23 protein-coding genes are annotated in these 21,275 nt (G+C 48.4%); 3 read left to right on the top strand and 20 right to left on the bottom strand.

Translation table 11 applies throughout. The features are described from left to right. Positions 1-10: 10 nt before the first annotated feature. Together SOI44_RS00725 and SOI44_RS00720 are read right to left on the bottom strand one after the other, a co-directional pair. On the bottom strand, positions 11-778 hold the full coding sequence (locus SOI44_RS00725) for a GNAT family N-acetyltransferase (protein ID WP_331347334.1): 768 nt from the start codon (positions 776-778) through the stop codon (positions 11-13). Further along, complete coding sequence (locus SOI44_RS00720) at positions 778-1,563, bottom strand: enhanced serine sensitivity protein SseB C-terminal domain-containing protein (RefSeq protein WP_331347333.1); 786 nt, start codon at positions 1,561-1,563, stop codon at positions 778-780. Before SOI44_RS00720 ends, SOI44_RS00725 begins: the two co-directional genes overlap by 1 nt. Before the next feature lie 94 nt (positions 1,564-1,657). On the opposite strand from SOI44_RS00720, the gene SOI44_RS00715 reads away from it, so the two are divergent. Next, positions 1,658-2,215 (top strand): rhomboid family intramembrane serine protease, encoded by a 558-nt coding sequence (locus SOI44_RS00715; RefSeq protein ID WP_331347332.1) that lies wholly within the window; start codon positions 1,658-1,660, stop codon positions 2,213-2,215. A gap of 13 nt (positions 2,216-2,228) precedes the next feature. Here the strand turns inward: SOI44_RS00715 and SOI44_RS00710 are convergent, their stop codons facing one another. Continuing rightward, positions 2,229-2,501, bottom strand: coding sequence for a hypothetical protein (locus SOI44_RS00710; protein WP_331347331.1), 273 nt, complete (start codon positions 2,499-2,501; stop codon positions 2,229-2,231). 146 nt (positions 2,502-2,647) lie between these two features. Between SOI44_RS00710 and SOI44_RS00705 the strand changes: the two genes are divergently transcribed. Further along, positions 2,648-3,865 (top strand): S1C family serine protease, encoded by a 1,218-nt coding sequence (locus SOI44_RS00705; RefSeq protein WP_331347330.1) that lies wholly within the window; start codon positions 2,648-2,650, stop codon positions 3,863-3,865. Between the two features lie 59 nt (positions 3,866-3,924). Here SOI44_RS00705 and SOI44_RS00700 read toward each other — a convergent pair whose 3' ends face one another. From SOI44_RS00700 to SOI44_RS00685, 4 genes are all read right to left on the bottom strand, one after another. Next, on the bottom strand, positions 3,925-4,290 hold the full coding sequence (locus SOI44_RS00700) for a DUF1667 domain-containing protein (RefSeq protein ID WP_331347329.1): 366 nt from the start codon (positions 4,288-4,290) through the stop codon (positions 3,925-3,927). Continuing rightward, a complete protein-coding gene (locus SOI44_RS00695; RefSeq protein WP_331347328.1) occupies positions 4,290-5,543 on the bottom strand; it encodes an NAD(P)/FAD-dependent oxidoreductase in 1,254 nt (417 codons plus the stop codon). The genes SOI44_RS00700 and SOI44_RS00695 overlap by 1 nt, the downstream gene beginning before the upstream one ends. After that, a complete protein-coding gene (locus tag SOI44_RS00690) occupies positions 5,543-6,970 on the bottom strand; it encodes an NAD(P)/FAD-dependent oxidoreductase (protein WP_331347327.1) in 1,428 nt (475 codons plus the stop codon). Before SOI44_RS00690 ends, SOI44_RS00695 begins: the two co-directional genes overlap by 1 nt. 125 nt (positions 6,971-7,095) lie before the next feature. Then, entirely contained in the window at positions 7,096-7,659 is a 564-nt protein-coding gene (locus tag SOI44_RS00685) for a TetR-like C-terminal domain-containing protein (protein WP_331347326.1), read from the bottom strand. A gap of 151 nt (positions 7,660-7,810) precedes the next feature. On the opposite strand from SOI44_RS00685, the gene efp reads away from it, so the two are divergent. Beyond that, positions 7,811-8,368, top strand: coding sequence for an elongation factor P (gene efp, locus SOI44_RS00680; protein WP_331347325.1), 558 nt, complete (start codon positions 7,811-7,813; stop codon positions 8,366-8,368). A 610-nt stretch (positions 8,369-8,978) separates the two neighbouring features. On the opposite strand, the gene SOI44_RS00675 is transcribed toward efp, so the two are convergent. From SOI44_RS00675 to SOI44_RS00615, 13 genes are all read right to left on the bottom strand, one after another. After that, positions 8,979-9,203, bottom strand: a complete 225-nt coding sequence (locus SOI44_RS00675; protein ID WP_331347324.1) for a phage holin — start codon at positions 9,201-9,203, stop codon at positions 8,979-8,981. A 107-nt stretch (positions 9,204-9,310) separates the two neighbouring features. Beyond that, on the bottom strand, positions 9,311-10,318 hold the full coding sequence (locus SOI44_RS00670) for a GH25 family lysozyme (protein WP_331347323.1): 1,008 nt from the start codon (positions 10,316-10,318) through the stop codon (positions 9,311-9,313). Beyond that, entirely contained in the window at positions 10,315-10,506 is a 192-nt protein-coding gene (locus SOI44_RS00665; protein ID WP_331347322.1) for a hypothetical protein, read from the bottom strand. The genes SOI44_RS00670 and SOI44_RS00665 overlap by 4 nt, the downstream gene beginning before the upstream one ends. Then, positions 10,487-10,642 (bottom strand): hypothetical protein, encoded by a 156-nt coding sequence (locus tag SOI44_RS00660; protein WP_331347321.1) that lies wholly within the window; start codon positions 10,640-10,642, stop codon positions 10,487-10,489. The genes SOI44_RS00665 and SOI44_RS00660 overlap by 20 nt, the downstream gene beginning before the upstream one ends. Then, on the bottom strand, positions 10,639-10,788 hold the full coding sequence (locus SOI44_RS00655) for an XkdX family protein (protein ID WP_331347320.1): 150 nt from the start codon (positions 10,786-10,788) through the stop codon (positions 10,639-10,641). Before SOI44_RS00655 ends, SOI44_RS00660 begins: the two co-directional genes overlap by 4 nt. Beyond that, entirely contained in the window at positions 10,788-10,934 is a 147-nt protein-coding gene (locus tag SOI44_RS00650; protein ID WP_331347319.1) for a hypothetical protein, read from the bottom strand. The genes SOI44_RS00655 and SOI44_RS00650 overlap by 1 nt, the downstream gene beginning before the upstream one ends. Before the next feature lie 28 nt (positions 10,935-10,962). Continuing rightward, positions 10,963-12,123, bottom strand: coding sequence for an RNA-directed DNA polymerase (locus SOI44_RS00645; RefSeq protein ID WP_331347318.1), 1,161 nt, complete (start codon positions 12,121-12,123; stop codon positions 10,963-10,965). Positions 12,124-12,383: 260 nt separating this feature from the next. Further along, the gene (locus tag SOI44_RS00640; protein WP_331347317.1) at positions 12,384-13,670 is read right to left on the bottom strand and encodes a hypothetical protein; all 1,287 of its coding nucleotides are present in this window, start codon (positions 13,668-13,670) and stop codon (positions 12,384-12,386) included. Then, a complete protein-coding gene (locus SOI44_RS00635) occupies positions 13,670-14,323 on the bottom strand; it encodes a BppU family phage baseplate upper protein (protein ID WP_331347316.1) in 654 nt (217 codons plus the stop codon). Before SOI44_RS00635 ends, SOI44_RS00640 begins: the two co-directional genes overlap by 1 nt. Before the next feature lie 17 nt (positions 14,324-14,340). Further along, positions 14,341-15,816 carry a DUF859 family phage minor structural protein gene (locus tag SOI44_RS00630; RefSeq protein WP_331347343.1) on the bottom strand — a complete coding sequence of 492 codons (1,476 nt, stop codon included), beginning with the start codon at positions 15,814-15,816 and terminating at the stop codon, positions 14,341-14,343. Positions 15,817-16,068: 252 nt separating this feature from the next. Further along, the gene (locus SOI44_RS00625; protein ID WP_331347315.1) at positions 16,069-18,015 is read right to left on the bottom strand and encodes a phage tail spike protein; all 1,947 of its coding nucleotides are present in this window, start codon (positions 18,013-18,015) and stop codon (positions 16,069-16,071) included. Continuing rightward, positions 18,012-18,728: a hypothetical protein gene (locus SOI44_RS00620; RefSeq protein ID WP_331347314.1), complete on the bottom strand. Its 717-nt coding sequence runs from the start codon at positions 18,726-18,728 to the stop codon at positions 18,012-18,014. Before SOI44_RS00620 ends, SOI44_RS00625 begins: the two co-directional genes overlap by 4 nt. Further along, positions 18,725-21,256 (bottom strand): phage tail tape measure protein, encoded by a 2,532-nt coding sequence (locus tag SOI44_RS00615; protein WP_331347313.1) that lies wholly within the window; start codon positions 21,254-21,256, stop codon positions 18,725-18,727. The genes SOI44_RS00620 and SOI44_RS00615 overlap by 4 nt, the downstream gene beginning before the upstream one ends. Positions 21,257-21,275 lie beyond the last annotated feature (19 nt).

The raw sequence follows: 21,275 nt of genomic DNA, 5'->3' as shown, positions 1-21,275 counted from the left end.
CCCGCTGATCTTATAGCCATTGAATCCGGATATCACTGTCCTGTTCCAGCCCGGCAATTGCGGCAATGACATCCTGATGGTCATACTGAATGCCGCTGGAAAGGATCCAGCGTGTTTTTTCTTCATCACGGCGGTAGATGATGCCAATCACAATGCCGGTAAATGTGGCCAGCGGCTCCTGGGGCCCATAGACACAGGCATCCTGCCAGATTTCCTGTTTGTTACGGCCATGAAGAAGAATATAACCGGCGTTGCAGGCAAGCTCAAGATCCGGCAGATACGGATGCAGGCTGCCATAGGGCTGGTCAATCTCGACGGTGTACTTTCTGCCCAGATACCGGCTGCCAAGCAGGCATTCCATCAGCTGTACCTGCATACCGCCGGCATCTGTGGGAACACCGGCTTTTTCAAAGCCGCATGTCTGATAGAAGGCAGCCGAAGAAAGCAGTGCATTGACCGTAATCTTCTGTACATAGTCATCTCCTGCTTCTTTTTTGATATAGGAAAGCAGGCCGGTGCCAATGCCCTGATGGCTGTCTTCCTGCCTGACAAACAGCAGTGAGACATGATAGGTTTCCGGTGTATAGGCAGCGATGCCTTTGAGGGTGTCATCAAAGGCACCAAGCCAGATCAGTTCTTGACTGTGATCATCCAGAAAGTTTTCAAAGGAAGATACTGCTTCACTTGACAGCTTGTTCTGGACACTGTTGGCAAAAACCTGCTGCACCAGGGCTATGCCCTGGCTGATTTCATCACTCTGCAGATGGCGGTACTGCATCACAGCTCCAGGTTCCTGTCATACAGGGCAACACCGCCCTTGACGATCTCTTTTTCAGCCGCATCAGAGTACCATGTTGTTTCCAGCGGTACATCCTTGCTTAACGGTGTGGCTGTGGCAAGAATACCATCCACGATACTTTGATCCTGTTTGTCTGCTTCAATGACAAAGACGAAGCTGACTGCCCCGCCGGCAATCTTCTGTTTCAGCCAGACACGGCTGATATCCTTTTTGCCTGTGCAGTAGTCATAGACCGCCGTCACCATACGGGTTGGATAGATGCGCGGTTCACTGTACTGGGCCTTGACGGCAGGACGGACTGGCGACGGTGCGACCTTGGTCTGTACACCTGCCAGCATCAGTACCATATTCTTTGGAATGACAATGTTATCGGCACCCGGATTGATGATCAGTCCCTGGGCCTTCTGGTCCTTGGCTGACAGCATTCTTGCCAGAGCCGGAATCGTGCTGACAATATGCTTGGGTTCATCCTTGGCAAAGTGGATCAGCTTGGTCTTTTCAAAATCTGTAAAGACCGGGAAGAACGTCTTGCCATCCTGCGTATTGAGAAGGAAGAACTTCATCTGGTCAGGACGGACATGAATTCTGCCCTGCGCATCCTTTGTCTCTTCAAAAGTGCATGGTGAAAGCAGTTTTGCTTTTTTCAGCTCTTCACCAAGCTTTGCCTGTTTTTCCGGTGTTGATCCCTGCTTGAGCAGGCCAATCACTTCTTCCAGGCCCTCATTATGGATCGGGCCGGCTACTTTAATATTTTTTTCTGCCATATTCTCATTCCCTCTTTTTCACACCTGATAAGTATACAAATTTCTTGCTTGATTCTCAATCGATGGACGCGTGGCTGCGCTATAATGAGTGCCTATGAAAAAGATTACGTTCAACGCACCGGTCATTCTGACCTTTACGCTGCTTTCCGCCGGTGCCCTGATTGCCAACACACTGACCAACGGCTGGGCCAATGCCTGGATTTTCTCCATCTACAGGACTTCCTTCCGTGATCCCATGCAGTATGTCCGTCTGTTCACCCATGTCCTTGGCCACGCTTCCATTGACCACTACACCAGCAATATGATCATGTTTCTGCTGGTGGGGCCTCTTCTGGAGGAAAAGTATGGTTCAAAGCGCATTCTGCAGATTATTCTGGTCGTTGCCCTGGTGACAGGTCTTGTCCATCTTGCCCTGCCAGACAATACAGCCCTGCTTGGGGCCAGCGGCATTGACTTTGCCTTCATTCTGATGGCAAGTGTAACCGGCAATAACCGCGGCGGCATTCCCCTGACCATGATCATTGTTGCTGTGATCTATCTTGGCAGACAGATTTATGCCGGTATTACAGCCAGTGACAATATTTCGCAACTGACCCACATCATCGGCGGATCGATCGGTGCCCTGTATGGCCTCGCCCTGCAGAAGCACTGAGCATTCCGCTTTTTTATTTCTTCAGTTTGTCAAGGATGGGGCCGCCTTCAAAGAACTGTCCGTTATACAGCACCCGGAACATGATGACGCCGCCGTACTTTGTATGGGCAAACAGTTTCTTTGTATAGGAAACCAGATCGCCATGGCTGCCATCATCCGTCACTTCATACTGTGCTTCCATAGCAGAGATCATCTTGATCAGCCGGTAGCGGGGCATTTTCTGTTCTTTCAGCAGCGCCATCAGTTCTTTTCTCTGTATGGGCATTGCAATATTCAATACTGCCATTTTTCTCATCTCCATAGTGATTCATTGTACAATGGAAATGCAGGTGAAGAAAGCTGTCATCTGGTTTTCATCAGACATCAGGCATCGTTCACATGCTGTTCACAAACCGGCTCTATCATAATAAGCGTAATCGGGAGGTACAAAAGATGAGTGAGATGAATGAAAATGAAAATTCCACTGTGGATGCTGAATTCACAGAGCGTCCATCCGGCGCAGAGCCAAAGGCTCCTCGCCCTGATAAAAAGCATACAAGAAAGAGCCATCCGGTTCTGACCATTGCCTTAAGTGCTGTGGTCGGTCTTGGTGCCGGCTTTGGCGGCGGCTATGCGGCGCTGAAGTCCAACAGCAGCAATGGCACAACGGTTGTTTACAAGGCAGCAGAAAGCACTGCCACCACAACCCAGACAAGTGCCAGCACATCCTCAGATGGCGATCTGACAACAACAGAAATTGCGGCCAAAGCATCACCGAGTGTTGTTGAGATCCAGGTCAAGGGTACAGCCACAAGCTATGGCATCTTCGGCGGCACCTATGAAACAGAAGCTGCCGGCTCCGGTGTGATTATTTCCAGTGATGGCTATATCATCACCAACAACCATGTTGTGGCAGATGGCAATGAGTATACCGTTGTGACAAGTGATGGTACATCCTATACGGCTTCTCTTGTCGGTACTGATGAAAAGAGTGATATTGCTGTATTGAAGATTGAAGCAACCGGTCTTACGGCTGCGACAATCGGTGATTCTGATACGATCCAGGTTGGCGACAAGGCAGTTGTCATTGGCAACCCGCTTGGCACATTAGGCGGCACGGTCACAGATGGCATCATTTCTGCCACCAACCGTGAGATGGTCATCAACAATGAATCCATGAATCTGATTCAGACAAATGCGGCGATCAACTCCGGCAACTCCGGCGGCGGTCTGTTTGACGGCCAGGGCAATCTGATCGGCATTGTCAATGCAAAGGATTCCGGTACAACTTCTTCCGGTACTGTCATTGAAGGACTTGGCTTTGCCATTCCGATCAACGATGCCATGAATGTTGCCCAGCAGCTGATGGAAAACGGCAAGGTAACAGACCGGGCAACGCTTGGTGTCTATGTCAAGGAGTTGTCTCAGGATACCGGCAATTACAAGGCTGGCCTGTATGTCAGTGATACTGTAACCGGCGGCCCTGCTGAACAGGCTGGCATTAAAGCCTATGACCGCATCGTATCCGTTGATGGCACCGACATCTCCAGCTATTCTGATCTGAGTGCCGTTCTCAACAAGAAGAAGGTCGGCGATACCGTTGAGGTTGTCATTGAAAGAGATGGTCAGCAGAAGACGGTCAGCGTTACTCTTGGTGCAAGTGGTGATTAAAGCATTCAAACAAGGCAATTGAAAAGGTGGTTCACATGAGCCACCTTTTTTGTGCTTCTTTATGCGCGGTCAAGTGACCGGGAAGCTACCAGGCTGACACCGGTACCGGCCAGATCTTTCAGGATGACCTGTCCTTCTTTGACAGGTGCCGTCACCTTTGCTTTGCGGGCCTGCTCCATTGCTTCTGTCATCAGATCCAGCGGAATCTCAGATGCTGAGATAACCGGGCATACACGGTGAATCCCACCTTCTGCCCTGACGGTTGTTGTCAGAATCCGCATCGGCCGGATGCATTCCTGTCTGGCATAGGCATCCCCTTTTGGACAGGAGTTGCCCTGTACAGACAACACTTTGCCATCTTCCATGCCAACATGAATCCGGCAGCCGCGCGGGCAGCAGACACATACAAGTTCTTTCTCTTCCATTACTGATCCTCCCTGACACTGAATACCAGATCATCATTCATTGCGGCAAGTTCTTTACCGGTAATGACCATGCGCTCCATTTCAGAAGGCATGAGCTTATGTTTCTGCATCTTCCGCAGCACCTTATCACCGCAGCGCACTTCCAGTGTACCGGTTTCCATCGGCTTTCTCACCCGGAAGAAGAATTCAACATTGTCGTTGATATCGCAATGAACGCGGGCCGGCACGACATAGCCGATGCCCTCTCCCGGGGTTGTATGATATTCCTTTCCGTGCGGGGTCTGCTGTTTGAGATAGCGCACCGCTCCAAGGGCAGCACGCTTTGCCTGCAGAGATACAAAGTCGACAAGATCATGTACATGCAGGCCGTTGCCGCAGGCAAAGATGCCTGGCACACTTGTCATATAGGTATCATCAACAACAGGTCCCTTGATTCTTGGATCCATTACGATCCCGGCTTTTTCAGCCAGGTGATTTTCCGGAATCAGACCGACAGACAGCAGCAGTGTGTCAATGTCAAAGTACTGCTGTGTGCCGGGGATTGGCTGACGGTGTTCATCCACCTGTGACAGTTCAATTTTCTCAAGTCTGTCTCTGCCATAGACACGAGTGACAGTATGAGAAAGATACAGCGGAATATTGAAGTCTTCCAGGCACTGTTTGATGTTGCGGGGCAGACCATTGGAATACGGCATGATTTCGGCCACGCCGTATACCTTTGCGCCTTCCAGTGTCATTCGTCTTGCCATGATCAGGCCGATGTCGCCAGAGCCAAGAATGAATACCTTTTTGCCAACCAGGTAGCCGTCGATATTCAGATAGCGCTGGGCCTGTCCGGCAGTATAGATGCCGGCAGGTCTTGTGCCCATGATATTGACAGCACCGCGGGGTCTTTCATAGCAGCCAACTGCCAGAATCACGGCATCTGCCTGAATGGTCACATAGCCTTCTGTGGAATTGACATATTCGATTGTCCGGTCCGGATGCAGTGCCGTCACCATGGTATTGAGCTTGAAGTCGACATTCAGCTTCTTGGCCATGTTTACATAGCGTTCAGCATAAGCAGGACCAGAAAGCTGTTCATGGAATGTCTGCAGACCGAAGCCATTATGGATGCACTGTTCCAGAATACCTCCGGGTTCGCTGTCCTTTTCAATGACGACAATATCTTCGATGCCGTTTTCCTTCAATGTTACAGCGGCGGAAAGGCCGGCACTGCCTCCGCCGATAATCACTGCCTGATATTTCCTCATTATCGGTTCTCACTTTCCAGGATTTCTGATTTCTGTCCATCCAGAACAACTTCCAGCGGTGAAACGTTCAGTTCACGGGCCAGGATTTCAACCACTCTAGGCTCACAGAAGCCGCCCTGGCACTTGCCCATGCCCGGACGCACTCTCTTCTTGACACCCTTGACGCTGCGGGCACCACAGACGGCATGAATGCAGTCAATGATTTCACCTTCGGAAATCTGTTCACAGCGGCAGATGATGCGGCCATAGGCAGGATTCTCTGCAATTGCAGCATTGCGCTCTTCTGGTGTAAGCTCGGCCATCACTAACGGCCGTTTCCTTGTCATCACAGCATCCGGGTTCTGATCAAGTGTCAGATGCTTTGCCACAAAGGAATCGATGACATATCTGGCAACGGCCGGTGCACTGGCAAGACCCGGTGATTCAATGGACGCTACATCCACAAAACCCGGGGCATCTTCATATTCCTGAATGACAAAGTCCTTACTGCTGGAACTTGGACGCAGGCCGGCGAATGTGCGGATCGCATGCTGGAATGGCACATTCTTCATGGTCTTGTTGATTTCACTGCGGACATAGTCCAGACCCTGCACGGTATTTTCATTGTCATCCGGATCATCACAGTAATCACTGTTAGGTCCAAGCAGTACATTGCCATAGACAGTCGGTACTGCCAGAACACCCTTGCCCTTTTTGCCCGGCACAGGGAATATGACATGATGGACAAAATCGGTATCCTGATCCAGGACATAGTATTCACCGCGCCGCGGTGTGATATGGTATGGCACCTGCTTTGATACCATGCTGGCAATCTGATCGGCATGGGTGCCGCTGCAGTTGATCACCATCTTTGTCTCAAAGCTGCCCTGATTTGTTTCTACAGTAAAGAAGCCATCGTTCTTTACAATGTTCCGTACTTCTGTATCCAGTTTTAAAGTGGTCCCGTTGCCAATGGCTGCCTGCATGGCCGCAATGGCAACTTCCCATGGATAAATCACAGCTGTGGTTGGAAAGCTGAGTACTTTTGTAACACCATCAGAAAGATTTGGCTCTTCCTTACGTGCCTCATCACCGCTTAGAAATGCATAGGGAATATCCCGGCGTTTTGCTCTGTCCGCAAGTACATCGAGCTTTTTTTCTTCCTCAGGTCCAACTGCCGCAATATATGCGCCGACGACCTTGCGCACACAGCCAAGATCCCTGGTCAGCTGCTCATACATCTTTGCGCCCTGTACATTGAGTTTTGCCTTCAGGGTGCCGTCTTCCGGATCATATCCGGTATGTACAATGGCAGAATTTGCCATTGTTGCGCCATCGGCAATATCGTGGCAGCGTTCCAGCGTCAATACGCTGAGTTTGTACTGGCTCAGGCTGTAAGAAAGCAGAGAGCCTGTAATGCCAGCGCCAATTACAATGACATCATACATAATGATTCCGTCCTTTCAAATTCTTTCTGGGTATTATTATAGAAAGGTACGTCATTTTTTGAAAGTGCTTACATTCACTTCAATTTAGTCAATTTTGCTCATTTGACAAAAGCCGTGCTGACAATTCAGCACGGCTGGCGGTTCTTGATAAAGGATGAGATTGCCGGGGTAAAACCATCCCGGGCAAGAATCTCGATCTTGGCAACAATTTCATCCGGATTCTGTTTCATGCCGTTCTTTACCCATGACAGCAGCATCCCGATCAAAGCATGCTTGTAAAAATTGGCAACCAGCTTCTTGTCTTCTTCTTTGAGCAAAACACCAGCCGAAGTCGCATTGATTGCATTGATAATCAGGTTTTCCATGATGTTATACAGGAAATCTTCAATGTGCTCCCGTGAAATAGAACGGAATGTCTGTTCGACAAAGTCCTTCTGGTTCTGTACTGCATGAAACATCCTTGCCAGGCCTGTCTGCCATGTTTCAATCGTGTTGCTGTCACCAATTGCGCGCATGGTTTCACGATAATAAATATCCTCAATCAGTTCATAAATATCATGGTAGTGATAATAAAAGGTCTGCCGATTAATGCCAACAGCGGAAGTCAGATCAGAAATTGTAATCCGGGAAAGCGGTTTTTCCTTCATCTTTGCCCGGAGTGCTTCCGCAAGCTTCTCCTTTGTGTCCATATCTCAACTCTTCTCTCTTTGCATTATTTTAACAGAATATTTGAATTGCGGAAACGGTAAGTCAGCAGGTTCGTTTCCCAATGTTGAGTAAGGATTGACAATATTGCCGGATTTGAAGAAAATATGAAAGAAATCAAAGGAGCGTGAAATCATGATTCAGTCCACAGAAATCAAACCGGGACAGTGCTTTGTCTGGGATGGCGAGCTTTACCAGGCAATCACCGTTGACCGTAATAAAACAGCCATGGCAAAGATGAAGGTTGCCATCAAGGTCAGAAGTCCTAAGACCGGTGTCGTCAAGGAAATCGGCCTGCTTGGGTCTGACCGTGTCGAAGAGGCAAATATCGACAAGCGTGAGATGCAGTATCTGTATGATGCTGGTGAAACACTGTGCTTCATGGATACCGAAACTTATGAGCAGATTGAGATTCCAAGCGACCGTCTGACATGGGAGAAGCAGTTTCTGACCGAGAGTATGATGGTCAAGGTTGAATTCTACAATGGTGAGATCCTTGGCATTGAGCTGCCGGATAAAGTGGATCTGAAGGTTGCAGAAGCAGAAGCTGCCGTCAAAGGCAACACAGCTACAGCAGCCCAGAAGAATGCCACGCTGGAAACAGGCCTGGTGATCAAAGTTCCGCTGTTCATTAACACCGGCGATACTGTAGAAGTTTCCACTGCCGATGGCAAATACTGCGGCCGTGCATGAGCATCCTCAAAAGGATGCTTTTTTTCTGGACTGAAGAAAAAGAGGTAAAGAAAAAAGCCACTCCAATGAGTGACTTTTCATGGCGCAGGAACAGGGATTTTATTAAAGGCTTTTTTAGATTTTCATAAATGCTTATTTACTGCGTTTTTTATACATGCATTCGTGATGTATTTTATAGTTTTTTAGATTTTTGGTGCCAAAATGGTGCCACGGACATCATGGAAAAACGCTGGTAAAACACTGGTATAGACAAAATAAAAAAGCCGGAGCATCTATGCCCCGGCATGTTTAATCAATCGCTTGTTTTTTAATTAATCGCTTGTTTTGATTGGTAAGCGTTTAACATCGTCAATGATCTTGCTTGCCACATCGTTACCACCGGCCTTGTGGTAAGGCGTGTATATGTCCATGAGTATGGTTAGCTCACGCTCAGTTACGGATCCAGAGCTGATGTACTTCTCACCCAAAAATGTTATGCGATCCCTGCATAGTGCTACCAGCATTTGAGTTGTCACATCCTTCTTGCTCCAATGATGCTGCAATAAAGCCGTAATAAAGGCAAAAAGCGCATTAGATCCCAGAATCGCAATGATAATGTCCCACGGAGAGCTCACTGTTTGGTATCTTCACTTTCTGCGCTCTGCTTGTTGTATGCAGAATTTGATACACCGATGAGCGCACCAATGAATGTAGCAACTGCTCCAATTGTGGCTGTGATAGCTGTGGTGTCCTTGCCATAGATCGTGCCAAGTGTGCTGATCAGCGTGATCAGTGCAGGTACTGCAATCAGACACGCCCATTTTAAGAAGTTGTAAGTCTTATTTGATAATTTCATAATCTTTCCTCCTGAAAACTGTCATTCGCCAGATGTTCATGCTCTTCTAAGGTTGGCAACGTTGATAGCAGCTGTGACCTGTCCGTAAGCGTAGTAACCTTGTGCCATTACTTCACTCTGATTGTCTGGCCAGCATAGATCAGGTTAGGATTGCTGATGCCGTTCATCTGCTGAAGGCTCTGCCATGTTGTGCCATATCTGGATGCAATGTCTGACAGTGTATCTCCACTCTGTACCGTGTAATATTCTGCCTGTGTTGCGCCCATCTTGCCATTTACGATATTCTGGATTGCATTAGCATCATATCCTGCCGCATTCAGCCTGTTCACTCTGTCCTGACCATTTCCCCACTGTCCGGCAATGACTTCCTGTGCAATCTCTTCATTGCTCTTCTTTGCTGGTGTCAGCTTTGAGTTTACCGCATTCTGCACTGCTGTGTAGTCATATCCTGCCGCTGTGAGCCTTTCCTTGCGCTCTGCACCGTCTCCCCATGCTCCGGCAATAACTTCATTAGCCAACTGCTCAACGCTCTTAGACGGCTGTTTCTGTGGCTCCTGTGATGTGCTGTTCGCATACTTTCTCCACGCTTCAGCATCACCATAAAATTCATCGTGATCAAGGTTGTCATATACGGACTGCTTCATCACGATAGTTGCACCTGCATAATAGCTATCGTCAGAACAAGCCCACACTCCATAGTCTCCATTGTTCAGCATATCTCTGTAATTCTCAAATCCAGAACCAGGTGAATAGAATAACGGCCTTGCGCCTGTCTTTGCATATACTCTGTCAAGCCATGTCTGCGCCCATGCTGAATACTTCGGCCATCCTGCACACTCCATATCCAGTGCCAGAACCGCTTCACCGATATAGCCCTGAATGTTCTTCACGAAAAAGTCGGCTTCTGCTTCTGGACTGTTTCCGGTGTCAGGTCTTGCAAAGTGATAGACACCAAGCAGTTTTCCACTTGCTTTTGCCTGCTGATAATGCTTGTCACATACAGGGTTTACATAGCTTGTTCCTTCTGTAGCTTTGCAGATCACAAAGTCGCACGGATATGTAGATACGTCCATGTTTGCCTGATAGCTTGCAACATCAATACCCTTTAATGTCATTTATCTTCTTCCTCTCTAATGTGTTTCCATATGAACGGTGATGTGGCCGGTGTGGTCATGTTGCCATCCATCGTGCTCTCAAAAAGCAGCCAGTGTTCCTGACCGTCCAGCTTATACCATGCTCGCTCTCCCTTCATAAAGGGCTTGCCATCCGGTACAATCCTGTAGTCATTCCTTTTGGCTGCCATCCTTTGTCTCTGCCTCTGTCTCGATGTAAAAAGAGTAGCCTGAGTACTTCACGCTCTCTACAGGCACTCTGTACTTTTCGGCGATAGCCTGTTTCACTTCAGCGTGGTCAAGCTTCTGTAGTGTCACCGGCTTCATTTGGCTGCCTCATCCGGATAGTCCTCTCCGGTGATCTCTTTGTACTGATCAGCGGTGATCTTTCCCTTTTTCACGGCATTTCTTACCCACGCGATCGGCCATCTGCCGTCACTGTAATATTCTTTAATTTTCTCGAACCAGCTCATCATGCCACCTCGCTCGTATCGATATCGGCCATCATGGCGATGTAATCAATCTTTGCTGTGTTGTTGTTTGCCACCTTTGCTGCATACTCAGCAGGAGTTAATTCCTGTTCAAGATAGTTGAACTCCTTCCTGACTGTACCGTCCATGTCGGTGACTTCAACCTCTTTAATGTCTTTACGCAAATATACGCATGACTGTGATGTTGTTGTGTCGATCAGCTCCGGTCTTGTGTCCGATCTGACTGTTTTCCATTCTGTTGCCATTTTCTGCTTCTCCTTTGCTGTGCTTAGCGACTACTTTCTTCAACTGTCTGATATTCACACTTGAAGTGATATATCGCTTGAAATAGTGATAAGAATTTGTGTCATCATACCAGCCTAAGTAGGAAAGCATCTGCGTAGATGTGTACCATGTCGGCCTTTTTCTCTTTATCCTATACGCCTTGCGTCTCGATGCTCTCAGGATTGACTTGCGGATGCATGTTCTATTTCGATGAAATACGAAGCCAAGAAAATCCAGTGCTCTGCCATGTTCACCGTTCTTATCTTCAAACCTGAACACCTGCCAGTTGTCCTTCATTGTGAGATGAAGCTTTTCGGCCATGTACTCCGCCACTGCCTCCTGAATCCGATGAAGCTTTCTTTTACTTGTATCAAAGAAAACCATATCATCAGCATATCTTAGATAGTGCTGAGGCTTAAGTGCTTCTAGGATGTAGTGATCAAGTTCATCAAGATAGAAATTGCCAAACCACTGAGAAGTATAAAAGCCCAGCGGTACACCGACTGAGCTTTCGTCATACTCGATTATTCTGCAAGCAAGCGTATAAAAGCGATCATCTCTAATCTTCGCCCTGATTTTCTCTTTCAGGATGCTTCTGTCTATGCTTCCAAAGAAATGATGGATATCTGTTTTGAGGATATAGAAGCGTTTATTGCCATACCCATTGATCCACTTTCCTATATATCTTTTCGCATAGTGAACACCACGACCAGGAATCGATCCGCATGAGGTTTCGATCTGTGAGTGCATGACCACTGTCTTGAACTGCTCGACGAACATCCTATGAACAATCTGCTCATACTTAAAATATGGTTGCACGATCGCTCTCGTCTTGTGACTTGAGTTTTCATTGATTGTTTTTGAGACGTGTTTTGGCGAATAATATGCATCATTCTCAAGCATGGTGGCAATGCTGTCAATCTCTTTATCGAGATGGTCAAAGAAATGCTTTACTGACCTCCGGTTTCTTTTTCCTTTCGCCGCTTCATAGCAGCATGATTCTATGAAATTCTTATCCAACATAGGGGCATATAAGTTCCCGTATGATTGCATTTTTTCTTATCTCCTAACAGACTTTCGACATTCTACTAGTCCATTCTTGTTTCGGAAATTTTCAGCAAGGGCTGTCGACCGGCCGTTGCATTTGATCATTGATAAGAGTAGCGAGGCACCGATGTTCCAGTTCCGATTTCCAGCAGCATTGTTGAGGTTCAAGTACGCTCCACATTTCGAGCCATTGTTGCAATTGCCGCCAACCAGCAGAACACAGAAGCAGACCGGCACTAGCGCAGCGGCCGACCGTTGGCAGGGGCTTACGCCCCCGCACCCCCAACAAGGGGTTCTAAGAAAAGCGAGGCACCGATGTACCAGATCCGAGCGCCAGCAGCATTGGCGAGGTTCAAGTCCGCTCCACAGCTCGAGCCATTGTCGCAAGCGCCGCCAACCAGCAGAACGGCTGTTACTGCGGTATTAACGTAGTAGTAATCACACAAGAAGGTACTATCACTGGCGCCAACTGTGGTCGTCCATCTGCCATATCGATTGCATGTAGTCCCTTTAGCCCATCCTTCAGTTGAACTTACAGCACCTGCATCTGTATAGCCATCACCTGTCAAATTGTATGGCGGCGTCATTTTAATTAACGCTTTGCCATTCTTCTGAATAAAGCCGAGCAGGCGTTCCCATCTGTCAGCCCACAGGCCTTCGATAAAGAAGCACTTAACATCGTGAGATCCGTCGCTGTATCCAAAGAACTGTCCCTTGTCCTTTAAGGTTCCGGTGTCAATCTTTCCATATGTTGTCGTATTACTATCATCATAAGTGCTCATATCACCATTTCCAAAAACACTTTGTAAGTTTTCGGACTTACCCATGATTTTCAACAGAGACCAGATGAGATTGTAGTGTGCCCAGTCTCCGATCCGATATTTTGCCTTGTCAGAGTTGGCCGCTGCATAGTTGATCTCTTCCTGTGCTGATGTGTTTCCTGTCGGATTCTGCCCTGCAATGGATCTGAGCTTGCCATCAACAACTGATCCCTTGAACATCGGATACAGCAGCTTATCAGCGTATGATCCGTCTTCTCTTACATACGCATCATCCACATACTTATCAGACCATTTGTAGTTGGAAACGATGATGTACTCATATCCTGTTGCTGTCTCTTCCTGGCATAGGTATATCTTGTTGCCATTTGAGCCATCAAAAACACTGAAGAAATTTCCTTTCACGGATGTATCCGCAATGCCTGAAGCTGAACCGTCAACCTTCTTCGTCTGATCATTTGGATCGAGCTTGTACTCTTCTTTTCCTTCAAAGCTGTAGAATGCCGGATAATTGTTTTTTACAAAAAATGCATCCGCCCATGAGCCATAATCGAACCTACCGCTCGTGTAGTCCATCTTAGCAGGCGTCATACCCACTGCATCAAAAATGTAGGTAATTCTGGAGTCCGCATTTCCGTCATTCTTATCAATGCGGATCCCATAGCGGACTGGGTTTTTACTCTGTGTGCCAACCGCATCTGCGATCCTATCGAGCGCTTCTTTGATGCCGATTCCATCTGCGTGGTTAATCAGTCTGTCCGTATAATCTGCCATTATGCTTTTGTATCCTCCTTGTAGTGTAAGCAAATATAACCCTCTGAATCGACCATGAAGCTGAAAGAAACGGCGCCTGCATATCCTGCTGCCTGATCTCTGTAATTCTTAGCTTCAGTCGAACTTTTTAAGGCCTGCTCATTGTAGCCTTTTGCTTCCGATGCGGAAGTTGATGCGGCAGCCGCACTGCTTGCCGCAGACTTAGCGCTCTCTGCAGCTGCATTCCGGCTGATCAGTGCCTCTGCAGCGTGCTGTCCTGCCTCTTCGATCAAAGGGATCTGAGATTCAGAAACCACCGCACCGTCTGACATTGGCGATTTTTCGACGATGACCTTAAAATTTGCAGAGCCTAATCTTGTCGAACCGGATACGATGCTGATTTCCGCAGCACTGAAGCCGTCAACAGCGGTCATCTGCTTGGTGAATGTAACTGTTACCACATTGCCAGAATATGTGCACGGAACCGAGTACACATTGCCGTCCGGCTTATGTCCGTTGATCGTTACGGTTGCACCGGACGGAATGTTATAAACTGCCCCGTCTTTATACAGCTCAAAGTCAATTGATCTTAAGCCATCATCATACTGTGACACACTCACCGCGCTTTGAAGACATCCCGGTGTCATGTCAAGTTTTACTGTTTGATTTGCCATTTAATCCTCCTCTCCTCTCAAGTCTGTGGTACTGGCGGTGTAGATGACCACGTGCCCTTAACAAGCAGCAGCCATCCATACAGTGTCATGTCATACGAGCCTGCAGTTGTATAGCACGATACCGTGACTGTAGTTGCCGCTGTCTGAACCGCCGATCTATCTGTCACATACACCAACGGATCACCGGATACATAAGCACCAAGCGGCGCCGGTATTAGCAGCACATACCCATCCGGGACAGTCACGTTCACGGTCTTAAAACCAATTGCTTTATCAATTGTGCTGTTAAATGACACCACCTTAAAGCATCCCGCAACGTAGTCGTCAAGCTTGACGCCGTTGATTGCTATCGTGGTCTTACCGATCCAAAAAGACGGTACGCTTGCCGGCAGCGTCACAGTTACGCTGCCAGACTCGCCAAAGCTGTCTGTAATAGTAAGCGTCCATCGATACACGGTCTGATAGTCCAGATCTGTGTAGGGCACTGAGCCGCTCACAGAACCGTTAGAAGCAGTTGCCGACAATTTCGTTGCGGACGCGTCGTTTCTCTGATAAGTGATGGACGCTGTATTGCTTAGCTGATTCCAGTATGTGCCCTTGATAGTAAGCGATCCAGCAGCACCTGTAGCGCTTGCCCTCGATGCACTGCCTGAAACTGTTGGCGCACTGTAGCTGTAATATGTCTGATTGATTTCAGCCTGGGATTTTAGCCCTCGGCTGTCTGTCACAGTCACAACGTAATGCCCAGACGCGAGCATATCCATCGTTGCACTGGTGTAAGTGCTCAGCGTCAATGGCATGGCCCATGAATTGCTTCCGTTTGTGACTACAACACTTGCTATTGATGCCCCGTTTTTAGCGGTTGCCTTGCATGTGGCCACTTTTCGTGACAGATAGCGAAGCGTGATTGAGGATCCTTTGGCACTTACGCTGCTATTTGTCTCAGTAATGGCAAAACTCGATATTGACGGAGCCATGCTATTGCTTGCGTGCAGAGTGAGATCTGTGTACTTAACATCACCAATCTGTGTGCTGCCGCTATACGTGTAGCACAAGATCCTCAGCGGCACGGTACTGGATGAGCCGATGCTGTCGAAAACAGATTCCGGCACCGTCACAGTGCATGAGCCTGCCACACCGGATGCTACCTGCACATGCGCGCCGTTGTTTCCGCCGTAGCGGACTTCATAATAGATGGTGTGCGTGAAGCTGCTGCTTTTCCGGTTCGTGTAAACCGTGAATGCTGATCCAGCTGTCGGGTCACCAGTTGACGCGCTCGGCTGTGATGCGCGCGGGATTGTAGACAGACCTTTGCTGCTTGACTGACTGCCACTTCCATACACCGCCTGATCACCCGAGAAGTTACCTCCACCGGTCCTTACCCGAATGCCGAAGCTGAAGCTGCCAGATCCATCTGCTGCATGACCGATGTTCAAGCTGCCTGACAAGCTGCCGATGGATGTCCCATTGCCCCATCCTTTGGTGATGGACATGGTGATAGTCCCAACGACAGACCCATTAACGATCATGTCAAGGTATCCAGCTGATGATCTTGTTGAGCCTCCCCATGTATATCCGCTTCGGCATGTATAGGTGGCCGAGATCGACCAGCTTACAGTGGAATAATTGCCGTCTACTGATGTCCCGGATTCCCAAGCTGATCCATAGACTTGCGCCCCATGGGCGTTACCTCCGCCGTAGTCTCCGGCGCCTACCCAAAAACTTAAATCTGCCATTTAGCCACCTTAACCATTCCAGAAGGCTCCGAATCCATCTTCGCCAAACATCTTACATTTCTCCAATCGGTGTGTACCAACATACAGATAGGTGTCTACTTTCATTTGCGTGATCTCACCGCCTGTCGCGGTATATTTAGCAACTTCAACCCCATTAACTAAGATGTAAACACCGTCTCCCTTGACAACTGTTTCACCGCCACTGCCAGACTTTACATGAGCGCCCGTGCTATCAGCCCAAAAAGTCTGCTTAAAGGTGCTGATATCGACCTGTACTCCGACCGTATCACACGCTGGATCAGAATATTTAATGGTTCCGTTATTATAGAAATACTTCACACGTTCCCAAGTGTACTTCTCGGCATCGTATGTTGGCTTATTATGGTTCCATCCACTATCTGACTGACTGGGTGGAACGGTACTTGTTGTCTGCAGATACTCGACATTTCTGTCGATAATCGCATTTGCGGCCGCATTCGCCGCACCAGTGGCAGTCGCCTGAGCACTGGACAACTTGCCGGACAGATCATCGTCAAGCGCTCCGGCCGCGATGGTTCCGCCTTTGATGAGCAAGCCGTTGATCTCGCCGGAATTTATGATCGATGCATTAAAGTTGCCGTCAATGGTACAGGCTGTCGTGTATGGCCCGTCAATGCCAGTTGTACTCAGTCCCCAGCCGTTCATGTTCAGTCGGAAAACATTCTTGGCAGTAGCCTTGCTATCCGTATCCATGAAGAAAAGCTCATTGGCCTCGCTGTTGGCATTGGTACCGATGACCATATGGCCGCTGGTGCCGCCCTTGAGAAGCTCGGATGCTTTTGCGATTGCTTGTTCCAGGAAAGATTTTGTCGTGTCGATCACCGGATCAACAGCGTCATGTGCTTCCTGTTTGATCGTGTCTGAGAAATTACTTTTTGCATCACCAAGTGTGATGGAATTGTAGCGATCCATCAGCACATTCCACTCTGTTTTAATGACTTTGGCTTTCGCATCAACGCCAAAATCCGGGAAGTAGACATGCACCGTGTCACACAGATTTACTCTTTCAAGCGGCGCGATGTTCTGGTATTCCGCTGTCTGTGACAGATCCACAAAGGACACTTCAAGATTGACGCTTGGTGTACCAATATCGTTGTCAACTATGTACGCTGATGCCTTCGCGTTTAGCTGGTCTACTGTCGGCTCTGTTTCATTAAAATCGGATGAGACATCCAGCATATAGATCCGCTCATGTGCGAAAGACTTGTGATTGTCGGTGTACTGAATTGCGCTGCATACATACTTCCCTTTTTCGGAATCAATCCAATATGCAAGGCAGCCAGTGTATGTGTTTTCGATACTCGTTTCCTGCTTCAGACTGGAAAGATTCTTTCCGTATCTGATCGAAACGCCGTTGTCCTGTCCTCTATGGCGGTACACCTTAACAGTGCTTCCGTCCCACATGTACTCCAGCGATCCAGATCCACTGAACGTCTGCAGAATCGATCCATCAGTTCCGCCCAGGCATGCCCGGAAAGACTGAGGATGCGACACTGTGAATTTTGTGGTCGTGTTGTCGATATCTGTCCACACTGAAAAGCCCGGTGCAATCATTGAGTTTGAAATCAATCCATTTAAGGCATTCACAATGCCTGTAGCTGTGAATGGTTTGACCGGGATACCAGATAGCCGATAGCCCCAATTCTGTGCGTAGATCTTCGCTGTCATGCCATCTGTCGATGGTGTGACTGTTTTGATGTCAAATGGCTGCGGATCTTGTACCCAGTTTGGCTTTGCAAGGATGATATTTCCAACCTTCAGATCATCAAAGTGAATACCCTTGACAGGGTAGGTCATATTCAGTTCAAAAAGGCCGTTTCTTTCTTCTGGCACTGCGCACTCGATTGCATCTGTGAGATGGCCAATGCCTTCAGATTTAAATTCTTTCTCATCCTGCTTGTATAAAATCGGAATCATAAGATCCACCACCTTGGCGTTATTTCGACTTTTGTAATTCCTGTTCCCAGAGTGATTCCAGTTGCTTCTGATCCGACAAGCACCGGATAGACATGTCCTGGAATTGTGACGCTTGAGTTCCTGTTATTAGACGCGTCACTCATGTATGCCTCACCTGTCTCACAGTCAATGTCAGTGTAAGCATCTGTAGTGCTGATCGTGACTGACTTATCACCAATGCAAAGATCTCCGCTGCCATACACTCTGATCAGAGGCTTTGCATCAAAGTCCGTAGGATTGTAGATCTTCCCAGATGCCGTAAGTGTGATCACCTGCTCACCTGACTTCAGATATCTTTGCGGCTTGCAGCTAAAAGTAATATCAAAAGTTCCTTCTCTCAGCCTTACAGCCATAGACGGATCAATGCTGCCTGAAATGATAGCCATCCGGTACTCTTCCGGATGAAAGCTATCTTCCAACCTGTGATATCCAGGGCTTTTTAACAGCTTGCCTTTCAATCCACTGAAATTGCGATCAAAATCCTTCTGTAGCAGACATGTATATGTCAGCTCCACATTCTTATATCTGCCATGATCGATGAACAGATCACCTGCCCGGCCTTGTATGCTTACCGTTTCATAGTCAGGCTCAGCAGATCCAAAGGCGTTCGTGCCTGAGACTTCAACGCAAAAATCAGCGGTACTAACACCGTTGTAAATTAAGTAATTTCTCATTCAAACACCTTCTGCCTGCGCCGCATCTTGTCATTGATGCGGTCTTCGATTTCGTCTGCCAGTTCCTTCACGCTCTGGCCCTGCGCGCCATACACGTTGATCGTAATGCCGCCATAGCTGATGCTCTGTTCGGATGCCTGCATGACTGACTGCTGGATCATCCGGTCAAGGCTGTTCACGCCTACTACTGCTTCAGGCCCAGCTTCACCGCCGCCAAGCAGACTGCCACCGGATGCCCCGAAGATCGTGGCTCCATTCAGGATCATGCCTCGTGACATGGCCTTTGCGTACCAGTCAACACTGATATGCGGAACTGTGAGATCCTTCAAACTGAATTTTCCGGTAATGTGGAAGTGTGGAAGCTTAATACCAGGCAGTGACCAGTGGAAGTTAAAGATTCCTTTCAGCCAACTGATGATTGGTGACAAGAAATTCTTAATGCCATTGAACACACGCTCAAAGCTTCCCTTGATGCCATCAAGAATTGGCGAAATAACATTAGCCATAGCCTGTACAGCATCACCTATCGCTCTGAATACCGGATGCAGCACAGAATCCCAAACAGCTTTAATTGCATTGAAAACAGTGCTTACTACACTTCCGATCGCATTAAACACCGTCTGCACAATTGGCCATACAGTGCCCTGTAAGAAACTGCCAATGGCACTGAATACAGGCTGAAGGATGTTGTCCCAGTATCCTTTAATTACCTGGAAAACAGCACCGACAACTTCACTGATTGACATGAACACCAGCTGAATAACCGGCCAGAGAATGTTCTGGCAGAAGTCTCCGATTGCCTGAAATACAGGCTGCAGTGTGCTCTCCCAGAATCCTTTAATCGCGTCAATTACCGTGCCGATCACGCTCTGGATGTTAGTCCATGCCTCATTTACGAAATTGCGGAAGTCCTCATTGTTCATGTACAAGGCAACCAGTGCTGCCACTACAGCAGCGATCGCGCCTATGATCAGTCCAACAGGGCCACCCGCCAGTGATGTCAGCGCACCTCCAAATGATCCAGCGCTTTCCAGTGCCCCAGCAAACTTAGTGATAAGTCCACCAACGCCAGTCATCAGCTTACCGATTCCAAGCACAACCGGGCCGACAGCTGCCGCCATCAATGCAAACTGCACAATGGCCTGCTGCGCGCCTTCCGGCATACTGTCCAGCATGCCTTTGAGATTCTTAATGCCATCTGTCAGTGCGCCCAGAACATCAGTGATCAAAGGCGCCGCCGCATCAACTAGCTGCGCGCCGACATCCTTTAAGTTGTTCATTGCCACTTGCGTCTGATCGAGCGGATCAAGTGTCTGTTCAAATGTATCGCTGACAGATCCGGCAGCATCCGTCAGATCTGTCGTGCCTGCCACAAACATATCCATGCTGAGGATGCCGGACTGCATGGCATTATAGAGTGCCGGCCCTGCCTTTGCACCGAAAACGTCTGACGCATCACCAGCACTGCTGAAGGCACGCTGCAGGACATCGCCCATGCTCTCGCCTGTGCTCTGGCTCTCAGCCATAGCCTTTTTCAGACCGGTCATGACATCGTTAGTATTGATGCCGGATTTTTCCAATGTGCCCAACAGGTTAGCCGCGTCTGATGCACTGAATCCCATCTCACGCATAGCTGCGCCGTTGGCGGTCATCTCCTGTGCAAGTGTGTCTACTGAGATGCCCGTGTTCTGTCCGACAACGTTCAAGGTGTCAAGCATATTGCCGGCATCATCAGCACTTAGTCCAAACGCAGATAAAGCCTTCTGTACACTGTCAATGCTGCTGTTTACATCTGTTCCGTTTATCTGTGCGAACTCCAAAAACTGCTTGGATAATCCTTCCAGCTGATCACCAGTCACGCCGAAACGGGTATTAACCTCACCGATTGCAGTGCCAGCATCCTGGAACGAAACCGGAATAGTCTCAGCAATACTCTTTGCGCGGTTCTGCATATCCTCCAGAGCCGCACCGGACGCGCCCGTTTTAGTCGTGACAGTGTCCATTGCCTCGTCAACTTCATGCCATGCACTGACAGATGCTGCAGCTGCAGCGGTAACTGGCGCGGTAACGCCTACAGATAGCGCCTTGCCAACGCCCTCAACCTTACCGCCCATATCGGTCAGCTTTGCACCCATGTCTTTAATGTCACCGACATGGTTTTCGAGTGCCTTGTTGACTTTTTCCAGGCTATCCTGATACTCGTTAAGCTTTGCAGTTGTCTGGTTGATCTCCGCGCGTTTTTTGGCAATAGCAGCCTCATCCTTATTCTCAGCGTTTTCCATTTCAGCAAGCTGCGTGTTAAGGATGCCAAGTTTCTTCTTGTAGTCTTCTGTCTGACTGGCAAGATACTTCTGCCGATCTTCCAGCTTCTTTGTGCTGCTTGTGTTCTTATCGTACTGAGACTGTGCCAGCTTTAACTCAGAGTAGTTCTCCTTGGTGGAAGCAGAAACGGACTTTAAGGCACTCTTAAAATCTTCTGCACCTTCGGCTGTGAACTTCAAGCCAACACGCTTTAAATCATCTGCCATTGTCTATTCCTTCTTTCCA

The sequence above is a fragment of the Lactimicrobium sp. genome (genome assembly GCF_036453465.1).
GTDB lineage: Bacteria > Bacillota_I > Bacilli_A > Erysipelotrichales > Erysipelotrichaceae > Bulleidia.
This window is presented reverse-complemented; position numbering and strand designations above follow the sequence as displayed.